The sequence below is a fragment of the Psychroflexus sp. MBR-150 genome, assembly GCF_053628795.1.
This window is the reverse complement of record NZ_JBRJHB010000001.1, coordinates 1-25,951: the sequence shown is the minus strand read 5'-3', so window position 1 is coordinate 25,951 and position 25,951 is coordinate 1. Positions and strand designations below refer to the sequence as shown.

Sequence of the window (25,951 nt, the reverse complement as noted above, 5' to 3'; positions counted from 1 at the left end):
TTAAAGGTTTGGCACTTTTACGCTACCGCCAACCCAACAAGAGAAAGTTACAGTTTTGCCTTGCATACCTTCTTGGAAAATATCAGATTTTGAGGGAGCACGTTGCTCGTAACTATTAGCGGTTTCTGTGGCATGACTTTTTAAACTTGCATCTACGCTTGCGGCACGTCTTGCATAATCTGCAGCTTTCCAATAAACCGCTCTTTTTTCAAAAGTTGTATTACCGCAGTTGTTAGCACTGCTAGCAATCATGTCTGCTATTCTTAGATAAGCAATACCCATAGAAGGTTTGTTATTCAGAGCTAGGTTGTAGTAATTTCTAGCAGAAGAAAAAGCCCCTCTTTTTTTATAGACTTCAGCGATGCTAAAATATGCTTTAGCTTTGTCAAGTGGTTCTTTTTCTAGTTCAGCTGCGTTTTTGTAGTATTCTAAAGCTTTGTTGGCATCGCCATTTTGCATAGCTAATTTACCAAGGTATAAAGCTGTTTTTGCAGAAGGTTCAATATCGTGAAGTGCTTCTACCAATTTAAAGAATAACGGATCAGAAGTACAGTCTTTTGCGTTCATTCTTGAAGAAGCAATTCTAAGCCAGTTTATATCTGTTTTCTTTTCTTCAAAATTCTTATTATACATTGGTATAAGGTTGTCACAATCAGCTTTATCTCCTAACACTTTATTAATTCCCTTTTTGATCAAGTCGTAATTTTTAAGATAAATTTCAGCATTTTTTTCTTTTCTTTTTTCTTTTGCAGTCAACTGTTCACCGTTTTGTTTTTTATCTAAAATGTCTTTAGCCACTACGGCTTGCTCATTTTCCATTCTTTCTATTTGATTGATGATTTGATCGTATTTTACAAATAGGTCATTTATAGATTTTTTGCCAGCATCTACTTGTTTATCATATAATAAGAAGTAAATGTAAAGCCCTTTAGGAGAGTGAAAGTTATCACTATCTTTATTCCAAGATTCTTCAAAGTAATTAAATTGTTCGTCAAGGCTACCCAGATCATTTTCATACATTATTTTACCAATTTCAGCATTGTATTTACCAAAAGGAGTTTCATTAGTAAAATGTTTCATTCTTAATTTGATATTATCAATCATCATTTGGGCATATTCCTTTTGTTTGGATTTGTCTCCATTTTTTTGAGCCTTATCAACAAGTTCTCCAAACATTTTATCAGCCCGTTTATATAAAACAATATTGAAATCAGGGCATTCTTTTATAAGTTTTTCATACCGTGGTAAAGCATCTTGATAAATTCCAGCCTTTGCACTATCATTAAACAAGCTTAAATTTTTTGTACATTCTTGGGCTGTAATGTTGTTTAAACCCAAAAAAGCTGTTACACATAAAACAAACAGTTTCGTTTTCATAGTTTATATATTGTTTAATTATACTTTGGTTTTTGAAACCATAAATCATTAAAGGACAAACTTACAAAAAAACTGAAATAATTTTCTTGAATTAAATCATTTGTTGTTTTTCCGCGTTGCCAAAATTCAGCACCAAGATTAATATTGGTGAATAATCGACCTGCTGGTAGTCCTACTCCAAAAGATATGCCAAACTCATCTATCGACTCTCCTTTATATTCTAGACCTGTCTGTTCATAGCGTAATCCAGCCCTATAAACTATACGTTTCAAATAGCCACGAGGTGCGTTGAATCTTGGTATAAAAAAGCCACCGAGCTTAATTTGGTTAGATGATACAAAATCTAAGTCGATATTATTATTAAAATTTATTGCAGAAAAATCACTCTTGCTTTGATAAACATATTCTAATCCTGCAAACCATTTTCTGTCTTGACCAATACCTATACCAGCATTAATTTTTGAACCGAAATCAATTTCTGAAGATGTGGTAATGGCATCATTGCTGTCAATTATAATTTCGCTGCCATCACTACCAAAAACAATGGTGGCGAGCTGTCTATCATTATCAATATTTAAAGAAGTTTCTGGCGAATAGGATAAAGCTGTTTTAACGGTATATTTTTTCTTGAACTCAAATTGGTGTTGCAAGCCTATATCAAAGGTAAAGCCACGAATGTTGGTATTATTAATCTCTCTTGAAGAGCGTTCTATGTTGTTTTGAATTATTAAATTTTTATTTTCAATGTCACCAAAATTATAATTAAGGGTTACACCAACACTTAAATTTTTGTAAGCGTTAAACCCTGCAGAGATATATGATGTATTAATGCCACCTCTCCCATTTAATGATTCTGCGATATTATCCTCAATATTTTGTATTTCATAACCTACGGCTGATAGAGGTTTAAGTCCAAAACCTATCCCAAGTTTTTTGAGAGGAATACCTATACCTATGTAATCTATCGTTGAAAATTTTATGTTGTCTGTTTGTGAGCCTTCTTCAATTTTAAGACTATTGGCTGTTGTAGCTATACTAAAAGTTGTAAGTTTCAGCTTAGAGTAAGATGCTGGGTTTTGTAAATTGAGATGAATACTATCTGAAAATAAACTAATTCCTCCCATCGACCTATTTTCTGTGGTACCTTTAAAGGTATTGTTACCAACACCAAAAAAAGAATATGGCGAAAATGTGCCTTCTTGTGCATTGAGGTTAACGGTAAACAGTAATAATAATAAAAATGTTTTTTTAATCATTCAAAAGATATTCGAGTATAGCATGCAATCCAACTAGTTGAAAAGTTGAGTTGGCAAATATGCTATTTTTTAATTGTGCAGACAAATATTGTTGGTCTCCACCTGTTAAAATAACTGTTAAATCTTTATAATCAGACTTATAACGTGTAATATTTTGATCTATTTCATATACAACTCCTTGAATTACACCATTTAGTATAGCATCTTTGGTCGTTTTGCCTAAAGGTGAAGTCATTGGTTTTTCAATTTTTAGCCGAGGTAAATTAGCGGTAAACTGATGTAAGGCTTTAAAACGCATATCTAATCCTGGAGAAATATTCCCGCCTAAGTAAGCATTTTCAGCCGATTTGAAATCGTAAGTGATACATGTCCCAGTATCTATTACCAACACATTTTTATGTGGATACATTTGATGAGCTGCGGCTACTAATGCCAAGCGGTCAAGGCCTAATGTTTCAGGAGTTTTATATAGATTTTTGAAAGGTAGCGGAGTTTTATGATTGAAATGGAATACTTTAAAATTTGCATTAAAAAACTCAATCCACTTAAAATCGACCTTTCCAGAGGCAGCATATATTAAATTTGGAGTTTCATCAATTTTGATCAATTGTTTTTTGAGATGTTGAAGAAACAGAACAGGTTTAGATTTATTTTGCCAAACAATCTCATTATTTTCAAAAAAAGCACCTTTAACAAAAGTATTACCAATATCTATAACTGCATTCATAGGTTGCAAATGTAATAAATGATTTTTTTGAATAATTGTTTTGGCAATACAATAATTGCATATATATTTGCAAACCCAAAACTGGTGCCTTAGCTTCCCGAAGTATCGGGAGTAGAGTAAAGGACTGAAAATTAAAAAATAAAGTAAAAGCCATAATTGGGAAATTAAAACTGGTGCCTTAGCTCAGTTGGTAGAGCAAAGGACTGAAAATCCTTGTGTCCCTGGTTCGATTCCTGGAGGCACCACTTTCACAAACCCTAATCGCTTAAAAAACAAGCTTTTAGGGTTTTTTAATTTAAAAGAGGTTCAATAACAGGTTCAATGTAGATAAGTTTATAAAAAGAGGGTATCATCTTTGATAATCATATTATAAACTCTTTGACTTCTTTTGCTTCTAAGCCCATATAATCGCAAAACTCCGATACACTTACTACTTGGTGGGGTTGTTTATTTAAGTGCTTTCTGATACGGTTTAATAAACTCCTGCCGTATCTTTCTGTTTTGCCTGTGATGATGGCAATGTCTTTAGGGTAGATACAAATTCTCTTTTTCATTGATTTACTCTATTGGTTTAATACACTATCCATACTTTATCTATACTTTACCCCTGCTATTACCTTATTTAAAGCTGGAATATATTACAAATATAGGAAATATCTATCAATATGATATTCACTATAAGTAATATCTATTTTTATTTGTATATTTGTGCTATAATAACCATTAAAAATATTTAGAAATGGCAAAATTAGGCGGTATTTTAAAAATTGAAGGAACGTTAGACAATATGACGTTCTACAGAACAAGAGATGGTCATCTTGTAAGAACAAAAGGTGGCGTATCTAAAGAAAGAATCCAGAATGATCCTGCGTTTGTAAGAACTCGCGAAAATGGAGCGGAGTTTGGAGCGTCTGCATCGTCTGGTAAATTATTGCGAACTTCAGTAAGAAACTTACTGATGAGAGCAAAAGATAATCGTGTAGTAAGTCGATTAACGCAAGCAATGACCAAAGTAAAAAACTTTGATACAACTTCCGTAAGGGGAGAAAGAAAAGTATCTTTAGGTTTGGCTACTCCAGAAGGTAAAGAAATTTTGAAAGGTTTCAATTTTAACAATAGAGCCATTATGGATTCTATTTTGTTTTCGCCTTTATCTGTTGATAATGTCACAGGTGAAGTCACATTAACAAACTTGAACCCTGCAAATGATATTGATTTTCCAAGTGGAGCTACTCACGTGAGTTTAACTTCGGGGTTTGCAAAAATTGATTTTGATACTGGTGAGAATGCAATTGAATTAAGTTCAACTGTAAATTTACCTATCGATAATACTACAGCGACGCAAACATTAGTTCCTGCTGGTGTTCCAACTGGATCAGGTAATGATTTTATGTTGTTATTAGTTGAGTTTTTTCAGGAAGTTAACGGTAACCAATATATTCTTAAAAACGGTGCGTTTAACGTGTTAAGCATTGTTGAAATCGCATAGATTTTAGGATTTAAATTTTAACCTTTGAATTTAGAAAGCCCTGCAATTCATTTTGTAGGGTTTTCTTTTTATATCTTCAAAAGTATTACTTTTCTAATTTCCCTTCCAATATTTTGAAAACAAAGAAAAAAAATAAAAAAAGAAAGCAATATCACATATGGCTTGGATAGGGTTGTCAAGTTTTTTTGGAAAAAGTTTTTTCTATAAAAAAATGAAATATAGTATTAGAAATGTTTTAAAAAAAAAGTTTTTTCAAAAACCCGCAGGGCTTGAACTTTACTACCCGATAGCGATGGCTGTAGCAATGCCATATATCTTTGTTTTCTTTTTTTGTTTTAAATATGTTTAAAAAAATCAGTAACAATACTGCTATTTAATCATCAAAGAAGAATTCGTGAATTTCTATTAAAGACCCTCGGCTCATTTGTATTAAATTCATTGTTTCTTTTAAATAAATACCAAAAGACCGTTCATTATAGATAAACTTCATATCGGGAGAATAATCTGTAGCTAAATACATATCACCGTCTATTTTATAAAAATCAATATTATCACCATTACGTACCTTTATACCTCTATTTACTACTTTACCATTTTTTAATGCATCTCTTATAACATTATCGTTAGAAATACCCGATGCGACCTTTGAGTAAGAAACCATCATATTTAGCCATTCCTCACTATCAATTAAAAACCATCGGACTTTGTCAAAATTAATACCATACTCATTTATCCAGCCATAACTTGTAAAACCAAATAGTACAAACTTCCTACCGAGCTTAGGTTCATCGTCTACTATATCAAAATCTTGAATTCTAAATGAAATTACAGATGTTGAAGACATATCTTTAAGTTTCTTGCCATCAAAATCTAAAGTTTTAAGTGAGAATTGGTCATAATTAGGGTAATTGGCTAAAAACCATTCTGTTGCGTTTAACTCAGCTTGTTCCTTCATTTGCTCCACAGCTGCAACACCTACACCTATGGCTAATAAACCACCTGCTACTGCTGCAACTGCAGCACCATCATTTTGTGCTTTTAAATTTTGTGGAAAAATAGATAATACAATAAAGGATAAAATAATTATATGTTTCATAATATGTAATTGGTTAAAGAATGTATCTTAACAAATATACAATTTTAATTATATTTAAAACTGGAATAAATGATTATCTAAAAAACCTAAAGTTATAGAAACATTACAAACCATAATAACTCAAAACGTGTAACTGGCAGGTAATCCAAAGGCGCGAGCCGCCTGCGAGTGGAACAACGGGTGTAGTGGCAATAGGTATGCAATACCGCCACTGCTATGTTTTAAACACTGTTTGGCGCAGTAATTGGTCGGTTGGGGAGAAAAAGGGCTGTGCCGTAATGGAATGTAATGCAATTGATGTTGTTTTATTGAAAATCAAATGTGTTCAAACAATACTATAAAATCAACTGAAAATCGAATCGTATTTAAACTTGCAAAATCAAATGCTTGAAATGGAATGTAGAAACAGCTCTTTTTTGCGCGGTTTGAATAAGGCTTTTTTTTGTGACCATAGGAACAAAAAATAAGCTTTATGAAAACTTGGATGCTCCAATTACTGTGACAAACTATTAGCCCGTTGTGACCGCAGGCTCGCGCAATTATGCAGTAGCGGCTGCACCCAAATAACATACTTGCGATAGCAAAACCTTATGGGTTTGGGTGCAGGAGTAGCTACGGGTGCTGGAGGAATGGCGTGTGTGTAATATGGCAAATGAATAGACTGCTGTAGCTTTAAGCGGAAGCAGGCGTATGAATGGTAGATACAAGGGAGTAACAAGCAAATAACGACTTATGAAGCAATTTTTTTCTATGAAAGCAACTAACTGCTATTATCTACTAAAAACCCCTTGTAGCTATGCTATATGGAACAAAACAGAATGACGGAAGCACACCTTATTACCTGCCACGATATGGTATATTTAACTATAAATGGTGTAATGAAAACGGAACGAAAAGAGGGCAAAGGCAAAAAGTAAATGCTATTGTTACAATTATTTTTCTATACCTACAAACGTGATATAGCTTTTACTGCGGGGAAGCAAAATGGGTATGGCTGTAGTGCAACGGAAGCTATACTTATTTTGCTGGGGAAATACAACTATTTGTAACCTGATAATATTTCTAACTCTTTAGATACAGATTCTATGATTTTATCAAAATTATATTTCTCACTAAAGAACAGTAACTCAAGCTTATAATTAAAATCAGCTCCTGTATAATTCAAATTTAACTTACTATAAATTTCATCTTTATTTGATTTTAAAAACCACCTGTTAAAAAGCCTATTTCTGAAGACTTGTCTATTATCATTTGAGTCACAGATATAAAAGATAACTGCATTTGGATTATTGTAAAAAAAATCAACAACTATTTTAATAATGGTACTACTTACATATAAATCATTCCTTTTAGAATACTCCTCAACTACATTAAAAGATAGCTCGTAGACTTCATATATGTAATCGTTATCAATATTATGCTTAAAAAACTCTACAGCATATGTATTGTTGTTTTTGGTGATAAAATAAAAAAGAGGATTTTCATCCTCTTCTACATAATAATCGTACATTTAATGAAATGCTATTTTTTTAATTGTCTTTTTAACTTTGATAATGTTTTAATGTTACGCGCTTTCTTTAAAGCTATCATTTTATCAAAAGTTTTAGCAACTTTTTTATTAGCTTTTATGTTAACAGTGTGTATCATTGTCTTGTTTATTGCAAACATATAGAATATAAATACTTATATCAAAGCATTTTAACATTTAATGCTGACAGCTAATCGACTAACACCTAAACACTAACCCTTAAATATTGTAAATAAAATAATACTGATATAAGCTTTACCACACTTTTATGCATAGAAACGTATAAAGCTTTCTACCTATTATATACAAACAATACGAATAAAAATATTTTAAAGCAATTTTATTTCTTAAACATCCTATCAAAACTTTTGGTAAAATAACCCTTTACAGAATCGTTAACTCCTATTGATTCGTTGTAAAAATATAAGTCAATATTTACTTCTTTATCTTCAAATTTTACACTGTGGTCGTTAAAAATGTTTTCATAACCTTTTGCTTTATCTTCTGCATTACCTGTGCCGATTCTGTTGCCTTTTGGGTCTATGAATTTTATTATTAAATTGTCTGAATCTTTTTCTTTTAACCAAAAAATGAAGTCAGGGAAGAAATTTCTATATTGCTGCAAAGCAGAATCATAGTATGGTATCGATACATCATCTGTGGATTCGTCAAGTTTTGAAAAATACCACCAATCATATTTAGACAGTTTCTCTTTATTCTCGTCTAAGCGTCTTAAAAACTCAACTTCAGATTCTACCCAAACTATGTGTTTAAATAACTGCTTATTCGATTCTGATGATAACAATAACGGATTATAATAATGCTCTGATAGAAACTTTGTGTTTATTTCAAGTTTTAAACCATTATAGTTGTAAATTATAGGTACGCCTTGATTATTGAAAAGGCTAATTTGATGCTGAAGTTCTTTTTCTGTTATTTTCTTGTTGTTGTAATCTGATACAATATCATTAACAGATGAGTATTTAAGTTTTTCTGAATCTAAAGAATCTAAAATAAATTGCTCTAATTTTAATAACTCACCATCTGGTAGATTTGCGATTTCTATTTTTTCAAAGTGATTAATTTCAGTTAATATGGGTTGGAAATTCTTTAGTCGTTTTGGTTTTTGATGAAAATGGTTATTAAGTAATAACAAATTGTCCATCGGAGTTCTACCCGAATGTTCAATTTCAAATTTAAAGTTTTTATCATCTCTAATTTTGTCAAGTGCTGAAACTAATGTCTTGGATACGTTAGTTGGTACTTGCATTAATGCTAACTTATCTTTTATTCCAGATTCTAAACCAACATAATCAATTAGTTCTTTGTATTCAAGCTTATTAATTGTATAAGTTGGTATGACGGCCTCTACTTCTTCATATTTTGGAATTATGAGTTCCTTAGGAATCTTCGTTTTTCTAATGTTTTTTACAATCTTCCAGTCATCTGCTTCTTTTTCTCGATTTAGGTTTTCTGTAATTTTTTTTATGACCTCTTTTTTAGTAGCATAAATGAATAGACTTTCCAATGGAAGGCATTCTTTTAAAACTTCTTCTCTTGCTTTAAAATCAATATATTTTTCAAGTTGTTTAATTTCTTCAGGGTTATTGACAAAAGAGAGTCTTTTTCTTACGTCTGGTATTGGTTGAATTCTTACACCACGACCTATGGCCTGTAACACGAATTTCTGCGCACTCTCATCAACACCAATATTAATAAAATTCACAACATTTGGTCTATTGCTATCCCAACCTTCAGTAAATATTCTTGAACCAAGTAAAATATTGATTGGACTTGATGTTTTGTTTATTTCATTAAAAAATGATTTCGTTAAAGGGGTTTCAGTATATTCATAATCTTCAAGTATATTGCCACCCCAATTAGTCGCTTCTGAAGCACGTAGAAGGCAAAAATGCTGACCTGAATCTGCTGTTTTGACCCGAAAAGCAATTTCTCCAGAATTGCCTACAATACGAGTATATTCAATTTTCCCAAAAGCTGAGGCATTAAAGACTTGTTTCAGGATGTCTTCTTTTGTCAGGTCTTCAATATCTTGTACAAACCAACCTGGAATATTCTCTGTGTTGAATTGATATTCTTTATTATCTAATAAATCTCTTTGTAATTTTTCCTTTGCTTTATTTAGATCGTAATTGCCAGATGCCACAACTGCCAATTGTTTAAAAAACAGTTTTAATTCTGCATTCTTTGTATTTACTTCATTAGCAATAGTTAATAACAATGGGTTATGAAATAAGGCAGGGTGTTTAGCTTTGATGAATTCTGCTTTCTTTTTAATAGCTGTTAAAGTTAATAGAGATTTTACCACCATCTCCGTTTTATCAGCCTCTGAAAATTCATCTTGTTTTTTCTTATTCCAATTTTTATACTCTTCACCACTAATAGTGATATGTTTACCATACCCTTTTTCAATAAACTTTTTCAGGTTAAAGTTATACGCTGTTGTAACAATATCTATAGTATCTGTAAAAGTAGCTGAAAAACTAAATATGAAACCTTTACTTGCAAGAATAGAATAATAGGCTTGCCTTACACTTTCATCTTTATCTCCTTTGTGTGCTTCATCTAATAGAACATACCATTTGCCACCATTTAGAACAGTTTTGTAACTCAACAATTCAGTTTTGTCAATATCTGTGATGTTATCACTTCTATAATAAAATACGGTTATGGCATCTGTATCATAAAGTGATGTTTGTAAATGTTTTTGTTTTTCAAATTCTCTTAAATCTTTAAGCTGTATTTTGACTGAACTATTTTTATTAAAAATTTCAATGTGTGATTTTATCTGGTTTAAAATTTCAGGTTTAGGTGCCAGAATAAGAATATCATTTTTTGGTATAAAATCATTTTGTGCTAATTGGTGAATGAACTCAATCAGTTTTATTAATACTAATGTTTTACCCGAACCTGTTGCCATCCATAACGAAGCACGGTTTAAAAACTCTGAAAAAGGAATTTTATCCTCTACTACATTGAAATATTGCCCTAATAAACCAAAGTGTTTACTATCTTTAGAATAGCTTATTTGTTTCTTCCAGTCCTGTTGTGTTTGGAAATTATAATGGTCATGCAGGTGTTCTTTTTTTTCAAAATAATAGTAAAGCGTATTTAATGCATGTTTTAATGCTACTTGTTGATATTCATGAAGCTTCCAATCGATACCAAAAGTTTCTTTATCTAAATTTTTATAAAACTCAGGCAAGGATGCGGGGTTATCTTTAACTAATTTTTCTAAAACTATTTTCGCCATTAATCTTTCCTTTTGTCTTTGAGTGATTTAGTGCTTTTACCCAGCTTTTTTTCTTCTGACTTTACTCGTCTCTCCAATTTCTTTATATCTTCCTCGGGTGGTAAGTTTTCAGGTTGTATGCCTCTTTCTAAAAGTATTTTACGAACAGATTTATTATTGGTAATATGTTCTGCTGATATTCTTCTCTCTGTGCTTAATTCTTTCTCTTTGGTGTTAAAAATGGTTATCTCAGTAGCAAAATCTTTAGCTTTTATAGTAATGGTTGGTAAAAAATCTGCTAAAGGCCTATTATTAGGTATAGCTAACTTATTTTTCATGCGTTTTGTGCTTAAACCACCAAATAAAGCTGTATCACCTTTACTTCTTATTAAGGCAAAGTTCCTGTCGCTCCCGGTCTGTTCATAAATTAGTGTACTTAGCTCTTTTTCTGAAAGTGATAACTTTGTTCTTGCTTGTAATCTTTCCCAATCTTTTATGCGTTGTTCTATAAGCTCAAATTTACGGGTTTGAATTGCAAAATAATTTTGAGCAAAAGCAATGGCTTCTTTTTTGGGATCTCCATTTTGTGCAATAAGATAACAGGCGTATCTTGTAAGCATGAAGTCCTGAATTTCACGTTGTGAACCAGAACCAAGTGTAACCATTTTCCCGACCTCGGCAAAATGGTCTAAAATTTCATTCCCTGAAGCTTCGCATGAAGTTTTAGACTTATTAATAACTTTTAAAAAATTATCCCATTTACTATATCCTAATAAATGTTGTAAATCTCTTGCAAACCAAAATTCAATTCCTTCTTTTGTTAAGTTGACATGCTCTTCGAAAGTAGCGGTTAAGGCTGATATTATATCTTTTTTCATGCTTTTTCTTATTTACTGTTCCACCAAATCAATGGCTTAATCCATGGATATTTTTCAAAAGTCATTTCATCATAAATTACTTCACTGCCATCTTCAAACACGACCTTATCTTCAAAAATTTGCTTGATGTGCTTGCCTGAAAGGTTAGAAAGTGTTTCAGCTATATCAACATCAGGATAGAGCTTTTCAAACACTACTTTGGCATTTTTCTTTTCGTAATCAATCTCAATAGCATCTAATAACTTTTGGTCTTGTAAGAAGCTGTACTGTTCTACCTGATTTTCGTCATCTTTTGTTTGCCATTGGTATTTAGCTCTGGATAGAACATCTTCGTATTGTTCGAGTTCATAGTATTTAAAAAAGCCACCACCTTTACAATTAAATTGTTCTGTAATACCGGCTTTATCACCGATTAACACATTTTTTAACCTTGGAATATTTAAATCATAAAAGTGTTCACCTATTTCAACGCCTATCCACTTATGACCACTCTTTTGAGCTGTACAGATAGTTGACGCACTGCCAGAAAAAAAATCTAACACAAAATTTCTTTTTGAATTATCTAAAGAAATATCAAACAATAACCTCAATAAACCTTCTGGCTTTTGTGTATCGAAACCCAGTCTTTCTTTTGATAAATTTAAGACAGGTCTTGTATTATAAAAATAAATACCTCCATCTTCACCAACAATGGGAATATTACCTTCTAAGACATCTCGCAAAAGTGTATCAACATAATATTTACCATTTTCATCAACTTTAGAACCCATAAAGGATTTTTCTAAATACTGTCTTTCATACTTTGATTTTATCTCAAAATGCTGATTAGAGGAATATAGATTTATATTGTCATGTTTACGAGGTAAACTTTCTTTTTTAGAAGCACCACCTGAACGATATGACCAAATTAGTTCATTTCTAAAATTTGATATTCCAAAAACATTATTAAGCAAAATCCTTCCATAATGAGATGCGTTATGGTCTAAGTGTAATATAAAACAGCCTAAATCTGATAAGATGCCCTTTGATAAATTTAATCTGTCAAAAGTTAAATTTAGCCAAGTGCTATCTTGATATGCATCTTTATATAAAAAGTCACTACCCGTATTAAATGGTGGATCTATATAAATTAAATCTATTTTTTTATGATATTTATTTTTAAATGTATTTAAGGCTTGCCAATTATCTGATTTAATTAACACTCCATCAATTATTTCATCATATTCAGGAAAGCTGGAGATAATTTGGTGTTTTAATTCAGGAAAGAATTTTGTATCAATTGGGATATATTGATATTTGATATTAAATTTTTTATTTTTAATTATATCATTCTTCAAATTCTTATCAAATGAAAAATTGAATAATTCCCATTCTTTTTTGATCTCTTTGCCTGTGTTTTTATCAGTCCAAACTTCTTTTAATTTTTGCCATTCTGCCACTTGGCTATCCCATCCTTTACTATTAATGATTTTTTGAATAAGTGCAACATTATTTGCTAATTTATCAAGCGTTAAAACATAGTTACAATTGCGTACAAATTTTGGTTTTTCCCAAATGGCTTTGAGTTCATCTTCAAAACGAGCAATGTATTCAATGACTTTATGCGTAATTTTTTTAATGTTTTGCATCCGTTTTACAGTTGCCACATCAAAATCAGTATCTAAATCATTAAACAACCAATTGTAGACGTAAATGTCAAATTGCTCTTTAAGAAATCCTTCGGCATCTTTATGTATAAAATAGTCTATTTCGTTTTGGCGTTTGTAAATGCTGAAGATCTTTTTTAAATCTTCCTCATATAAAATGATGCTATTTTTATGTAGATATTCTAACATTAAAGATACATCACTAATACTATACTCTACTTTTACAGAATTTAAAGCATCTTCCTGATCTTCAAAATAAATATTCTTACGTTGGTCTGTTTTTCTTGAAAAAACATCAAAGTTCATATTTGATGATTCGAAGAAAATGTTGGAATGTAGGTCTTTCCCATATTCTTCTAATAACTTATCTATAATATCATTGGTTTTTATTAAATCAAGATATTCTCTTAGTCTGTCGTATTTATTTTGTTCCTGATAGCGTATTTTAAAAACCACTTCATCTTTGGTGGCTTTTACCATATAGAATTGTATGGCTTTCTTTTCGTTTCCTTTGGTATGTTTTATATCAGAAGCATCAAATTTTATATTAATACCATTTACCTCTGTTTGTAAGTCGTCATAATTAGCTTCAGACTTTACGTAATATAACTTTTGTGTTTTCCAAAATAAAGCAACATCATCACGGTCTGAATAAACTTTTTCGTAAAGGTTTTTGTGAATTTGAGAGTTGGCAAAGAAAACAGTGCCGGTTTCATTTAGGTAACAATCAAAAAAGTTAAAGAGCTTCTCAAATAATTCTTCACGGTATTTGGCTTCTATTTGTTTATCTATCTCTTGCTTTATATAAGGTTCTATTTCAGCAAAATACTTCGCCTTTAAGTCCATAAGGTTTACATAGCCTGATTTTCCTTTTATAGGATGACCAATGAAAGTATCTTTTAGGGCAGAGTAAAATCGTTGTTCGTAAATATTGCTCATTTAACTTTCAATTTTTAAAATTATAATTGTAAATATATTATTATCTATTTAACCATCTTCAAAGCTATCGTAAATCTTTATCAAATGGTAATTGAAGTTCAGGTAACATTTCATGAACAGCTATAGTCCAACTGACATAATAATAGGCTAAGGTTTGGTAGCCTGACATTTTCTTGTTTAAAGATGGTACTTCGTGATTATGTTTTGTAACAAAGTTAGGAATAATATACAACATTTTGTGTTGTGAGTTAGGTGTAGTTTCTGTTTTCTTTACATTTTAATGCATTACAATTTATTGAAAACTAATATTTAACTGCCGGCATAGTTAAATATAAGATTGCAAAGTTTGCAAGCTTTGCTACTTTTTCACTTTGATATAATACCCTGCTTTAGGTTTAGATAAATACCTTGCTTTTTCTAATTTTGACAAATGGTTATCTATTGTGCGTTCACTAATATTTATCTTTTTACCTAACTCTACAGCTTCTTTTCTTTGAAATTTTTTTGGTAGCTCTTTATAAAAGTCAAATACTGGCGAAGATTTTGTAAATGTTATTTCACTGGTATTGTTTGGTAGGCTGTTATATACAATTAAACTATGTTCTAAGTAAATATCAGCTAATGCAATTGCATTATTAAAATCCTCATCTGTGCATTCTAAATTTGGATCAAGCATTTGGTGGTCATACTTTCTTAAAGCTGTAAAAATCATACAAAATCTATATACAATAAGACCTAATCTTTTTATGATACTGGTGGCATCTTCACTTACCAGATTATAGATTCTAAACAAATACTCATCAAATAAAGGATTGAATCTTTCCCATTGCTTATCTGATAAGGTGATATAAGTTGGTGAATTATCTAAAAATTTTACCATCTCATTCACATCTTTAGATAAGCTATTAAAATGTTCTGTTAGGTTTATAGGATTGGATTTTGGTGATGGGTCCAACCATTTTGGTTCTGAACTAAACACATAAAACAAAAATCTGCTAAACAAACCATCTTCAGCTGAATCTATAATATTAAGTATTTGGTTTGGTGTGCCAGATAACACTACTGCCAACCTTGGATTGTTTATTTCAAAATATTCATTATTGGTTTTTCTTGAAATGGATATTTTTTCATGATGATATGCTTTTCTAAGTAAGTCTGAATAAGATCCCCAATCATTTTTAAATACTTGACCTAAAGTGTCTGCTTCTGTTTCGCATATAATGCCAAAACCATCATTATCTTCTAAGTGTTTTATGATTTTAGCATTACTTGTGTTAGCAGGAATATAAACTACTTTAAAAGGTGGTTCTTCGGGCGGTGGCGGTAATTGTTCCCCTTTCTTCAAATATTTTTTAGCGTGCTTATGTGCTTCTAATTGTTGTTTATATTCTTCCTGCATTTGTTTTGATAACGCAATTATTTCGTCATGATATTTGTCTGCTAATATTTTTGCAAATGTTAGAGTGCCTTTACCTGATGCTGCTGGAGCTAATACAAATGAAAATAAATTAGGATATACCTCTTTGCCATGATATAAGCCTTTTACTTCTGGTAAGCATCCTGATATAATTGATAAAGCGCCTGTAAGAAAAACATCTTTTTCCCTTTTACCCTTTATATGTTCTATTCCTTTTTGAAATAATGTTGGTAATGTTTTATACACTTTATTTGGGATTATAGGGGTGTTACTAAGCACTGAGTTGTTGTTTATATTATCATTTTCTTTGATGAAGTGTTTATCGTATTCTGCAAGGTTTGCAAACTTTGCAAACTTTGCAAAGTCTTCACTATTATTTTTGTACGTACTATTTACCGTGTTTTTAATTTCCTTTACACTCAAATCAAATTGATCTATACAAAAATTAAGCGTATCACTTTCGTTAATGCCAAATCTATTAGCATTAGAGGCGAATAGATAGATAAAATTATTTCTATTGCCCTCGTGATAGTTTTGTTTTTGTTCAGTGAACTTTAAGCATTTATCGAGTTTTTCGGAAGTTGAAAGATTTTGAGCGTCTTGTTTATTTGATTCTATCATTATTTCCTGTCTTGATTCTAAAATATCATCTTGTAATTCTTCTAAGCTGTTTTTTTCAGTTTCGAAAGGCTCTGTTTCTATTTCAAAAACTTCTGCGTTTTTGTTGATAAAACAGTTATGGTCATAAGAGATAAAGCATAAGCGAGATATATCACTACAAGAATTATCATTTTGTAGTTCAAATACACGATTGTAATAGTCTGCTACTTGATTATAAGCATCTTTGTGGTATTCTTGACCTGTATTTACTTTTACAATTATTTTTAACCCCATACCGCTTGGACTTACAAAAGCTGCATAAGTATATTGTGCTAATTTAGATTTATGTGTTGCCTTTTCAAGCGAAATATCTGATAGTTTATCATAATCTAAGCAAATATATTGTGAGTAGGTATTTATATCTTTAGCTGTTCTATTTTCATTGAATGTTGCTGATGTGGTAAACGCTATCAGATTATCTTTTAAGGTTTTGACTTCGTCTTTTTTTCCTTCTTTGTTTGATTCTCTGATTTTGTTTATTTGAGTTTTATAATCTCCGTTTTTTATTTGTTCGAGAATATCTATTAGGGGCTTGTCTTCTAATTTATTTTTGAAATTTTGATATACACTTACTTTTTCCATAGCTTATTGGTTTTTAGGGTTAATTAATGTTAAGGCTTGTTCTACTTCGGAGCGTTTAAAACGCACGAGCTTTCCTAAGCGATAGGGCTTAAGAATTCCTTTTTTAGACCAATCTGAAATGGTAGGAAGTGTGACTTTAAAAATATCTGCTAACTCGTTACGAGTGAGATATTCTTCGGGTTCTTTTTTATGTAAGTTTTGAGTAATTGTTTTTAACTCTGTTCTTACATCATTAATGATACTCTCTTTGAGTTCATTTGGTGTTACATTTAGTAACTGGATAAGTTTTTGCTCTTGCATGACCTCTGAATTTTATGGGTTATGCAGGCAAAAATAAATCATAAACCTCTGATATTGTGAGTTGTAGTAACTACCATAGTTACCCAAAAGTTACCCATCTTATAGTAAAATCAAGTATCTAACAAATTATCAATTTTATCTAAATCTCTTATGTAACTATCTGTTTGTGTTGTGTTTTCAAGTTTAGAAATATAGTCTGAAATGTTTTTTTTATCTTTTCCTATTAATTTACTTATAATCTGCGCCTGTCTACTTTTAGATAAATATTCAATATAACTATGACTAAAAAAACCTATTTTGTCTAACAGTATTACAGCCTGATTTGCCGTTAATTGATTGTTAGATTTATTTTGTTTTTGTTTAAAAGAATTTTGGGAATCATTCATTTTAGTTTTATTTTCTTTATTTGATTCTTCGTTATCCATTATTTGTACTTCTTTTAAATTATTATCACCCAAAAATTCTGATTTATAATTATCGTTTTTCTCATAATGATAATGGCTTGGTATTTTATTCTCATCTTCGATCTGATATGCCTCCCAGCCAAGCTGTGAAAGTTTGAGTTTTAGATATTCTTGTTTCTTTAATTCTGAATTGTAAAACAAACCAACATCGTTAAGTAGATTATGATAATGGTATTTTTTGTTTTCAAATGTTAAGTATCTTTCTCCTCTATAGTTTACTGTTTTGTTAAGCTCAACCATTATAAAATCAGCTTCATTAGTGTCAATACTGTTGTTTAAATATTCGTTTTTTCTTTTATAGTAGTTTACTCTGTAAACATCGAATGGACAATCAAAAAAATAGTAGTTATATTCTAATGATAATTTTTGAAGTTCTTTTAAATACTTTGTGACGTAATAGGATATATCTTTATTTAAGTCGTCAATTTTGATTTCAAGTGAAATATCATCTTCAATTCCCTTGTTGTGATTGTATTCTAACTCATCATTGTAATGCGCAATTCTTGTATCGTAAAATTTTACTTTATCTACTATTTTTTTTAAAATTTCATTTAATTTTTCATTACTATTAATAAGCGTTTTGTTTTTATTATCAATAGGTTTTTTCAATCGGTTTATATCAGGTGTTGAGCCTAACCTCCTAATTCTTTCTTCAAAATAAATTACTTTCTTTTCTTTTATATCATCATATTCAACGTTGTTATTATTAATAAATGGGTGATAGTAAAATTTCTTTTTTCCGTGATATAAAAACCTATACATATCTATAAAGCTATAGTAGGCATATTTTTGTGTGTAAAGTCTTAAAAAGTCTTTATCACTATACGATTTGTTTCTTTCTTGAAAATTATGTTTGAAAACATCAAAGGGACAATCAGGATAAAAGTAGTTATCATTCTGTGACCTTTTATGCAATTCATCTAAATTTTCAGAAATGTTTTTTTTAAGTTCCTTTAATTTAAGCAACTCATTTCTATCGTAATTTTCTTTTAGCTTTTCTTCATTGTACTTTTCTTCAATGTCGTATAGCGTATATTTCAACTCTTGAAATTCTTTTATTTTTATGCATATATCTCTGACGAGTCTTTTAGAATCAATTTGGTTATTCATAACTATTTATCTTAATTACACATTAAAATACCCTGCTTTCACAACGTGAGAAGCGCGTTCTTCATCTTTGATACGAAGATATTTATAAAATTCTTTTTCTGTGGTATGTCCTGTAAATAACATAATATCATAAACGGGCATTCCCTTTTTATACATATTAGTAGCAAAACTACGGCGTGCCGTGTGTGTGCCAATCAGATTGTATTTCTTTTCGTATTCAATTATTTCTTTTCCGCCTTGTGTATAAGTACATTTTATAAGTTCATTTAACGAATCAACTTCAATATGTTGGCCTACTTGCTTAATCAGAAGATTTAGATCTTTATCGTGTATCTTTTTAGGTGGTAAACCATCGTGTCTGCTATCCATTATGTTCTGCATTTCTTTTGTGATAGGACAAAGCACAATTCTTCCCTTTTTGCGATTTTTCTTTTGTACGATTTTAAAAAAATTCACTTCATCTTGTTTTACAATGTCTTCTTTTTTATAAGAATTGTAGTCACTTACTCGCTGTCCGGTATAGTAACCCATTAAAAATAAATCTCTGGCGTGTTCTAATTCATGGTATTTGTTAAAATCATATTCATACATTGCTTTTATTTCATCTTCATCAAGATAAATTTGCGTTGTACTCTCTTTCATTACCTTAAATTCTGATGATTTAAACCTTTGGTTAGTAGTATATCCTTCATTTAAAGCATAATTCATAAAGGTTTTAATGGTTTTGATATGTTTGCCTATAGTGTTTAATTTAAAGTCCTCTACCTCTTCTAAATAGCTTACAAATGACTTATGGAAATCGGGGTCTATGTCTTCACACTCTAATGTTGTATTGTGATGTTTTTGAAATTTTTCAATCAGTCTTAATGCTTGATTGTAAGAGCGAAGAGTAACCTCACTTATTGTTCCTTTTTTATAGTCTAAAAACTTGTTTGTCACATCAACAAAAACCAGTCGTTCTTTGGTGATTTTTGTGGTCTGATTATTATTGGTTTTGTCATATTTCGCTCTTAACAGACCTTGAGAAAAATCAATACCTTCATCAATGAGATTATTATAAGCTTCGTTAATATTTGCACCAAGCGTTTTTAATGTCTGGTTCTTTTTGTCATAATCTTCAACTGTTGATTTGTTTTTAAAACATTGTTTTTTAAAATCCCAATCTCCATACTTGGCTTTTAGACCAGTAGATATTTTAATTTTCTTTCCAACGCCATAAGTAAAGAATAAATAAATAGTGAATGATTTACTCTTATTTGTTTCCGCTTTTTTATTACTTTTGAACGCAAATCTTATTGTGCCTTTTACTCTATTTACTGTTTTCATAACCTTTGAATTATACGTAAATATACAAAAAAGGGTTCAATATTAGGTTCAATATAGAGTTTATTTAAACCTATATTGCTTTTGTCTTATTTTTCTTAACGTTCTTGAAAGTGTTGTTAATAAAGGGTTTTGGTGTAAAATAGGATAAAACAAAACAAAGGAAGGTTTATTAATATTGGTGCTGGAGGCACCACTTTCACAAACCCTAATCGCTTAAAAAACAAGCTTTTAGGGTTTTTTGTTGAAAACTTCTAAAATCTACAAATTTGTTTTTGCTGGATAAGTGTAAGGCAATTCTTCAAATTTCATATTAAAAAGTGTAAAGGCAAAAATATCCACTATCTCTTCAATGACCATTGAAGTAGGTTTGCCAGCACCGTGACCTGCATCGGTTTCTATACGAATTAAAACAGGATTATTACCAGCTTGCTTGGCCTGTAGTTCAGCAGCAAATTTAAAACTATGAGCTGGCACAACTCGGTCATCATGATCTCCAGTGGTTATTAAAGTTGCAGGATAAGCTATGCCCTTTTTAACATTATGAACGGGTGAATAATTGTATAAATATTCAAACATCTCTCGACTATCTTCTGATGTGCCATAATCATAAGCCCAACCAGCACCAGATGTAAACGTGTGATATCTCAACATATCAAGCACGCCAACTGCAGGTAGAGCCACTTTCATCAAATCAGGGCGTTGAGTCATGGTTGCACCAACAAGCAAACCACCATTAGAGCCACCACGAATAGCAAGGTAATTTGATGATGTGTAATTATTTTCTATTAAATATTCACCTGCGGCAATAAAATCGTCAAAGACGTTTTGTTTTTGCATTTTGGTGCCTGCTTTATGCCAAGCTTTGCCGTATTCGCCACCTCCTCGGAGATTGGCCACAGCGTAAATACCGCCTTGTTCTAACCAAATGGTATTGGCTGTACTAAAACTTGGTGTTAGTGAAATATTAAATCCGCCATAACCATACAAGATAGTTGGATTCTGACCATTTAACTCTAGACCTTTTTTATGCGTGATGATCATTGGGATTTTTGTACCGTCTTTGGATGTGTAAAACACTTGTTGGCTTTCGTAATTTTCAGTATCAAAATCTATGGCAGATTTTCTATAAAGTTCAGAGATTCCATTTTCAATATCGTATTTATAAATTGAACCAGGAGTGACGTAATTAGTAAAACGATAATACAATTCTTTTTCTTCTTTCTTAGCTTCAAAGCCACTAATGGTTCCTATTCCTGGCAGTTTAACTTCACGGATAAGTTTGCCAGATTTATCGTATTGTTTAATTTGAGAAATGGCATCAACCATATATTCAGCAAAAATATAACCACCGCCTGTTGATGGGCTCAACACGTGTTCTGTTTCTGGAATAAGATCTGTCCAGTTTTCTGGAGATAGATTGGGAAAATCAGCCTTTACAATTCTACCGTTTGGAGCATTGTAATTGGTGTACATGATGATTTGGTCATCTTGGTTGTCGAGAATATCAACATCACTATCGTAGTTATCCATTACTGGAATGGGTTGAGCATCAGGTTGGGTTAAATCTTTAACGAAAAGTTGATTACCCGAGGTTGATTTGCGAGCAGAGATATACAGATATTTATTGTCATCAGTGACATTGCCAGAAACATAACGGTGTTTTTCTTTTAGTGTACCGCCAAATATAAGCTGATCTTCTGATTGATGAGTACCAAGTTTGTGGTAATACAATTTGTGTTGATCGGTTTTGGCAGAAAGCTCACTGCCTTTTGGTTTGTCATAACTGGAATAATAAAATCCTTCATTAGCTTTCCAAGAAATACCACTGAACTTCACATCAACAATAGTGTCATCGATGACTTCTTTGGTTTCAGTGTTCATCACTATTATTTTACGCCAATCGCTTCCGCCTTCAGAAATAGAGTGTGCTGATATTTTGCCGTTTTCAGAGAAACTCAAAGAAGATAGAGAAGTGGTGCCATCATCACTAAAAGTGTTAGGGTTTAAAAATATTTCAGCTTCGGCTTCGGTTTTTCCTATTTTGTAACGGTATAAAACCGATTGATTTTGCAAACCGTCATTTTTTGAAAAATAGACATAGTTACCTTCAAAAAATGGAGCTCCAATTTTTTCGTAATTCCAAATTTCTGTTAAGCGTTTGATGAGTTGGTCTCGGTAGGGAATTTTGTCAAGATAAGCTTGTGTAACTTTATTTTGAGCTTTAACCCAAGCTTCGGTTTCTGAGCTACGGTCGTCTTCAAGCCAACGGTAAGGGTCTTTTACCTCAGTGCCAAAGTAGGTGTCAACGGTATCGACGGTTTTGGTTTTGGGATAGGTCATTGAGGTCTCTTGTTGGTTAGGTGTATTTTGATTGGAATTGTTGCAAGCTATCAAACTTAGAATAATTAGATAATACGGCGTTTTCATCGTGTTTTATTTTTTTAAAGAAATTGTAAATGTAATTCATAAAAATTAAAGTTTAGAAAACAAATGAATTGAAGTTTCTCTACATGAAGCATGGAAAGAATCAATACCTGTTGACAAAGGTTATAATTTTTTGTTGTTTTAAAAAAAACACGTCAATGCAAGTCTGACTTTAGCTCTGTCTTGGGTAGAGTAGAAAAGATGATATGGCAGTGTATTTTGTATTGAAATTTATAACGAGATATACGATAGAATAGTGCTAAAATTCATGAGATTACTTCGTCCTATCAATGACTTGGTAAAACATCATACTGCTGAAATAAATGAAATGGCTTAGTCTTGTTTGATTACCTCACTTTCAACCAACCAGTAATGCTCAACCTTAAACCTTGTTTGATAGGTTTGACTTCGTGTTCTAAAACTTGACTTTCAAAGACGACTAAACGACCGAATTTTGGAAGAATTGAAATGGCGTTTTCTTGGTTGTTGGTTTGTTTGTAAATCACCAATTCGCCACCATTGGTAGCTGACCAATTTTTGTTGAGATATAACACTATCGACAATTTTCGTCTTTGATCGTTTTGAAAGGTATCGAGATGTCGCTTATAAAACCGACCTTGAGGATAGACGGCAAAGTGAAATTCTTTATGCAAAATACCCATAAAACAGGTGCGGTTAAGGTAATCGATAAACTGCTGGATGTGGTTTAAAAACCGAAGTTCAATTTCATTTGGCATTTTATCATTGATCCATTGGATATAATCGCCCCTGATTTCAGTTTTGATATGCTCGTCAAAATGTTTGCCGATAGCGGCTTTTTTGAGTTCATCAGCTTGGTATAATGCTAAAATATGCTGGTGCAGGTGTTCTAAAAGTTCTTCATCAAAAAAATCATCTGTCACAGCGTAATGTTGATTTTGAAGTTGGGAAATGATGTTTTCGTAAGCCTTGTGAAAACTACCATTTAATTGTTCGGATAGTAAAGTTTTTGTCATTTTTTGTCAACACCTTTTGGATAAAAAAGGCTTGTAAAAATAAATAATTTTATAGTGGTATTTTGCCACAAATGCACTAATAATTTTGAATTTACAAATGCTTTTACTGGAGATAAAATAATTTAGAGATGTTTTTTTGTTAATTAACCCGCAAGGCAGAACAAATTTGTGCCTTGCGGGTGCTACGCTTGATTGGAATGGAAACCCCGTAAAGCCCAAAGCCTTAGACTTGTGCGGCTGAAGGGCTTGACCTTAGGAAAGACCTGCAGCTGCAAACAAGTCTTGGCTTGGGGCTGCGGCGTTGAAATGGAAAGCAAGGTGACGTCCTAAAAAAAATAAATACAACATTAGAGCGTTTCAACTAAGAGTTTTATATTTTTACCAAAATTTAACGCGTGGCCAGATCGTTTGAAAAATATCAAAAACGGCGATTGATTTCGTCTTATATTTCTGTGGTGATCAGTATTGGTTTGGTGCTGTTTCTCGTGGGTTTGCTCGGTATTTTGGTGATTAATACGCAAAAGGTTGCTAACCATTTTAAGGAGCAAATTGCGATGAGCATTTACCTGAAAGACCAGGCGAAGGAAATTGAAATTGACCAACTGCAAAAGCAATTGGCATTGGCAGACTACACAAAAAATACGGTTTATACGTCAAAGGAGGAAGCGGCTGAAATCTATAAACAAGATATCGGCGAAGATTTTATGAACTTTTTGGGCGATGCTAATCCGTTGCCACAGTCGATAGACGTGTATTTTAAAGCTGATTTTGTGAATGAAGTGCAACTGGCCGAAATTGCACGTGACTTATCTGAAAAAGATTTTGTGGCTGAGATTGTTTACGACAAACCTTTGATTGCTTTGCTGAACAACAACATCAAAAAAATCAGTTTTTGGGTGTTGGTCATTTGTGGCGTGTTTACGTTTATAGCGGTGTTGTTGATCAACAACTCGATACGGCTTTCTGTTTATTCTAAGCGATTTGTGATTAAAACGATGCAGATGGTTGGGGCGACTAAAGGATTTATTCGTCGGCCTTTTATTTGGAGAAGTGTTAAGCTTGGAATTATTGGTGCAATATTAGCGATGCTTGGAATGGCAACGGTTTTGTATTTTTTAGACCAAACTTATCCAGAGCTTGATTTGTTGGTTGATGAATTGTTGCTTGCCGGATTATTTGTTGCTGTATTTTTATTGGGTGTGCTTATTTCGTGGTTCAGCACCTTTTTGGCTACGCAACGCTTTTTGAATTTAAAAACAGACGAACTTTATTATTAAGATTATGGGTGGAGAAAGCAAACGCAAAGAAGAATTGAAAGAACAGAAACAAAATGCCTTTATTTTTGAGCGTAAAAACTATCTGTTTATGATTATTGGCTTGGTGGTGATTGCCATCGGGTTTATTTTGATGAGTGGTGGTGGTAGTGATGACCCTGAAGTGTTTAACCCCGATATATATAGTCCGCGACGTATCCGTTTGGCACCAACGATTGTGATTATTGGTTTTGCTATTGAGGTTTACGCTATTTTGCTCAATCCCAACAAAGGCAAATCTTAAGCTTTGGGTTTGGACAGTTCTGAATTTTCTAAAGATTATTTTCTAAACGGTGCGGTGTTGTGTTTCGATAAACCACTACATTGGACGTCTTTTCAATTGGTCAACAAAGTGCGTTGGCTTATCAAACAAAAATACAATCTCAAAAAAATTAAAGTCGGTCACGCTGGCACACTTGATCCTTTGGCTACAGGCTTAGTCATTATATGCACGGGCAAAGCCACTAAAACTATTCCAGAGTTGATGGGGCAAGCCAAAACCTACACCGGTGAATTTACACTTGGGGCAACGCGTCCGTCATTTGATATGGAAACGGAGATTGATGCGGAGTTTCCGATTGAACACCTTAATGCGGAACTTATCAAAGCCAAAACCCAAGAGTTTACAGGCAAAATACTTCAACAACCGCCTGTGTTTTCAGCTTTAAAAAAAGAAGGCAAACGCTTGTATGAATATGCAAGAAAAGGTGAAGCGGTAGATATTCCAAAACGCGAAGTTGAAATCACAAACTTTGAGATTAGGCTTGTAGATTTGCCTAAAGTCAGTTTTGAAGTTACTTGTAGCAAAGGTACTTACATTCGCAGTTTGGCACATGATTTTGGACAAGCTTTGGATAGTGGTGCATATTTATCGGCATTGCGACGCACTGCTGTTGGAGATTTTAGATTGGAACAGGCCTTGAGTTTGGAGCGGTTTGTCGATGAGTTAGGATAGTTAAAAAACTATTACATTTCATAAGACGGTCTGCATCTTTGGTCAGGCTTCGTTTTATGGTTTTTCCTGCAAAGTCAAACAGGCGAAATGAGGTTTTGGTTTAATTTACAGATTTTAATAGACTCACTTTGGACAACTTTAGCCACTAATGCACTAATGCATATAAGATTTAATAATGCATTAATGAGCAAAGAGAAAAAAATCAAGATTAGCGAT

General features: G+C 32.0%; 20 protein-coding genes and 1 tRNA gene. 5 read left to right on the top strand and 16 right to left on the bottom strand.

Features of this window, described 5'->3' with window-relative positions:
* The 3 genes from ACSSV5_RS00105 to ACSSV5_RS00095 are packed head-to-tail and all read right to left on the bottom strand — an operon-like array spanning nt 1 to nt 3,360.
* Nucleotides 1–1,377, bottom strand: a complete 1,377-nt coding sequence (locus tag ACSSV5_RS00105) for a tetratricopeptide repeat protein (protein ID WP_454244286.1) — start codon at nt 1,375–1,377, stop codon at nt 1–3.
* Between the two features lie 14 nt (nt 1,378–1,391).
* The gene (locus ACSSV5_RS00100) at nt 1,392–2,633 is read right to left on the bottom strand and encodes a lipid outer membrane transport protein FadL-like protein (RefSeq protein ID WP_454244285.1); all 1,242 of its coding nucleotides are present in this window, start codon (nt 2,631–2,633) and stop codon (nt 1,392–1,394) included.
* Nucleotides 2,626–3,360 carry a type III pantothenate kinase gene (locus ACSSV5_RS00095; protein ID WP_454244284.1) on the bottom strand — a complete coding sequence of 245 codons (735 nt, stop codon included), beginning with the start codon at nt 3,358–3,360 and terminating at the stop codon, nt 2,626–2,628. The genes ACSSV5_RS00100 and ACSSV5_RS00095 overlap by 8 nt, the downstream gene beginning before the upstream one ends.
* Nucleotides 3,361–3,532: 172 nt before the next feature.
* Here ACSSV5_RS00095 and ACSSV5_RS00090 point away from each other — a divergent pair.
* Nucleotides 3,533–3,605: transfer RNA gene (locus ACSSV5_RS00090), tRNA-Phe, on the top strand.
* A 117-nt stretch (nt 3,606–3,722) separates the two neighbouring features.
* Here ACSSV5_RS00090 and ACSSV5_RS00085 read toward each other — a convergent pair.
* Entirely contained in the window at nt 3,723–3,914 is a 192-nt protein-coding gene (locus tag ACSSV5_RS00085; RefSeq protein WP_454244283.1) for a hypothetical protein, read from the bottom strand.
* A gap of 185 nt (nt 3,915–4,099) precedes the next feature.
* Here ACSSV5_RS00085 and ACSSV5_RS00080 point away from each other — a divergent pair, with 185 nt between their 5' ends.
* Nucleotides 4,100–4,849, top strand: coding sequence for a hypothetical protein (locus ACSSV5_RS00080; RefSeq protein WP_454244282.1), 750 nt, complete (start codon nt 4,100–4,102; stop codon nt 4,847–4,849).
* Nucleotides 4,850–5,222: 373 nt separating this feature from the next.
* Here ACSSV5_RS00080 and ACSSV5_RS00075 read toward each other — a convergent pair whose 3' ends face one another.
* The 12 genes from ACSSV5_RS00075 to ACSSV5_RS00020 all read right to left on the bottom strand — a co-directional run bounded on the left by ACSSV5_RS00075 (nt 5,223) and on the right by ACSSV5_RS00020 (nt 23,467).
* Nucleotides 5,223–5,945 (bottom strand): hypothetical protein, encoded by a 723-nt coding sequence (locus ACSSV5_RS00075; RefSeq protein ID WP_454244281.1) that lies wholly within the window; start codon nt 5,943–5,945, stop codon nt 5,223–5,225.
* A 1,039-nt stretch (nt 5,946–6,984) separates the two neighbouring features.
* Nucleotides 6,985–7,455: a DUF6169 family protein gene (locus ACSSV5_RS00070; protein WP_454244280.1), complete on the bottom strand. Its 471-nt coding sequence runs from the start codon at nt 7,453–7,455 to the stop codon at nt 6,985–6,987.
* Between the two features lie 358 nt (nt 7,456–7,813).
* Nucleotides 7,814–10,747 (bottom strand): DEAD/DEAH box helicase family protein, encoded by a 2,934-nt coding sequence (locus ACSSV5_RS00065; RefSeq protein ID WP_454244279.1) that lies wholly within the window; start codon nt 10,745–10,747, stop codon nt 7,814–7,816.
* A complete protein-coding gene (gene dinD / locus ACSSV5_RS00060) occupies nt 10,747–11,604 on the bottom strand; it encodes a DNA damage-inducible protein D (protein ID WP_454244278.1) in 858 nt (285 codons plus the stop codon). Before dinD ends, ACSSV5_RS00065 begins: the two co-directional genes overlap by 1 nt.
* An 8-nt stretch (nt 11,605–11,612) precedes the next feature.
* Nucleotides 11,613–14,189, bottom strand: a complete 2,577-nt coding sequence (locus ACSSV5_RS00055) for a DNA methyltransferase (RefSeq protein WP_454244277.1) — start codon at nt 14,187–14,189, stop codon at nt 11,613–11,615.
* A gap of 64 nt (nt 14,190–14,253) precedes the next feature.
* Nucleotides 14,254–14,424 (bottom strand): hypothetical protein, encoded by a 171-nt coding sequence (locus ACSSV5_RS00050; protein ID WP_454244276.1) that lies wholly within the window; start codon nt 14,422–14,424, stop codon nt 14,254–14,256.
* Between the two features lie 123 nt (nt 14,425–14,547).
* A complete protein-coding gene (locus ACSSV5_RS00045) occupies nt 14,548–16,848 on the bottom strand; it encodes a DUF3987 domain-containing protein (protein ID WP_454244275.1) in 2,301 nt (766 codons plus the stop codon).
* A gap of 3 nt (nt 16,849–16,851) precedes the next feature.
* Nucleotides 16,852–17,148 carry a helix-turn-helix domain-containing protein gene (locus ACSSV5_RS00040; RefSeq protein WP_454244274.1) on the bottom strand — a complete coding sequence of 99 codons (297 nt, stop codon included), beginning with the start codon at nt 17,146–17,148 and terminating at the stop codon, nt 16,852–16,854.
* A 110-nt stretch (nt 17,149–17,258) separates the two neighbouring features.
* Nucleotides 17,259–18,722 carry a hypothetical protein gene (locus ACSSV5_RS00035; RefSeq protein WP_454244273.1) on the bottom strand — a complete coding sequence of 488 codons (1,464 nt, stop codon included), beginning with the start codon at nt 18,720–18,722 and terminating at the stop codon, nt 17,259–17,261.
* Between the two features lie 15 nt (nt 18,723–18,737).
* Nucleotides 18,738–20,048 carry a tyrosine-type recombinase/integrase gene (locus ACSSV5_RS00030; RefSeq protein ID WP_454244272.1) on the bottom strand — a complete coding sequence of 437 codons (1,311 nt, stop codon included), beginning with the start codon at nt 20,046–20,048 and terminating at the stop codon, nt 18,738–18,740.
* Nucleotides 20,049–20,306: 258 nt separating this feature from the next.
* Nucleotides 20,307–22,475 (bottom strand): prolyl oligopeptidase family serine peptidase, encoded by a 2,169-nt coding sequence (locus tag ACSSV5_RS00025; RefSeq protein WP_454244271.1) that lies wholly within the window; start codon nt 22,473–22,475, stop codon nt 20,307–20,309.
* 344 nt (nt 22,476–22,819) lie between these two features.
* A complete protein-coding gene (locus tag ACSSV5_RS00020; protein ID WP_454244270.1) occupies nt 22,820–23,467 on the bottom strand; it encodes a 2OG-Fe(II) oxygenase in 648 nt (215 codons plus the stop codon).
* Between the two features lie 395 nt (nt 23,468–23,862).
* On the opposite strand from ACSSV5_RS00020, the gene ACSSV5_RS00015 reads away from it, so the two are divergent.
* The 3 genes from ACSSV5_RS00015 to truB are packed head-to-tail and all read left to right on the top strand — an operon-like array spanning nt 23,863 to nt 25,735.
* The gene (locus ACSSV5_RS00015) at nt 23,863–24,744 is read left to right on the top strand and encodes a cell division protein FtsX (protein ID WP_454244269.1); all 882 of its coding nucleotides are present in this window, start codon (nt 23,863–23,865) and stop codon (nt 24,742–24,744) included.
* Nucleotides 24,745–24,748: 4 nt separating this feature from the next.
* Nucleotides 24,749–25,024 carry a DUF3098 domain-containing protein gene (locus ACSSV5_RS00010; protein WP_211064966.1) on the top strand — a complete coding sequence of 92 codons (276 nt, stop codon included), beginning with the start codon at nt 24,749–24,751 and terminating at the stop codon, nt 25,022–25,024.
* A gap of 9 nt (nt 25,025–25,033) precedes the next feature.
* Nucleotides 25,034–25,735 (top strand): tRNA pseudouridine(55) synthase TruB, encoded by a 702-nt coding sequence (gene truB / locus ACSSV5_RS00005; protein ID WP_454244435.1) that lies wholly within the window; start codon nt 25,034–25,036, stop codon nt 25,733–25,735.
* Nucleotides 25,736–25,951: the final 216 nt, after the last annotated feature.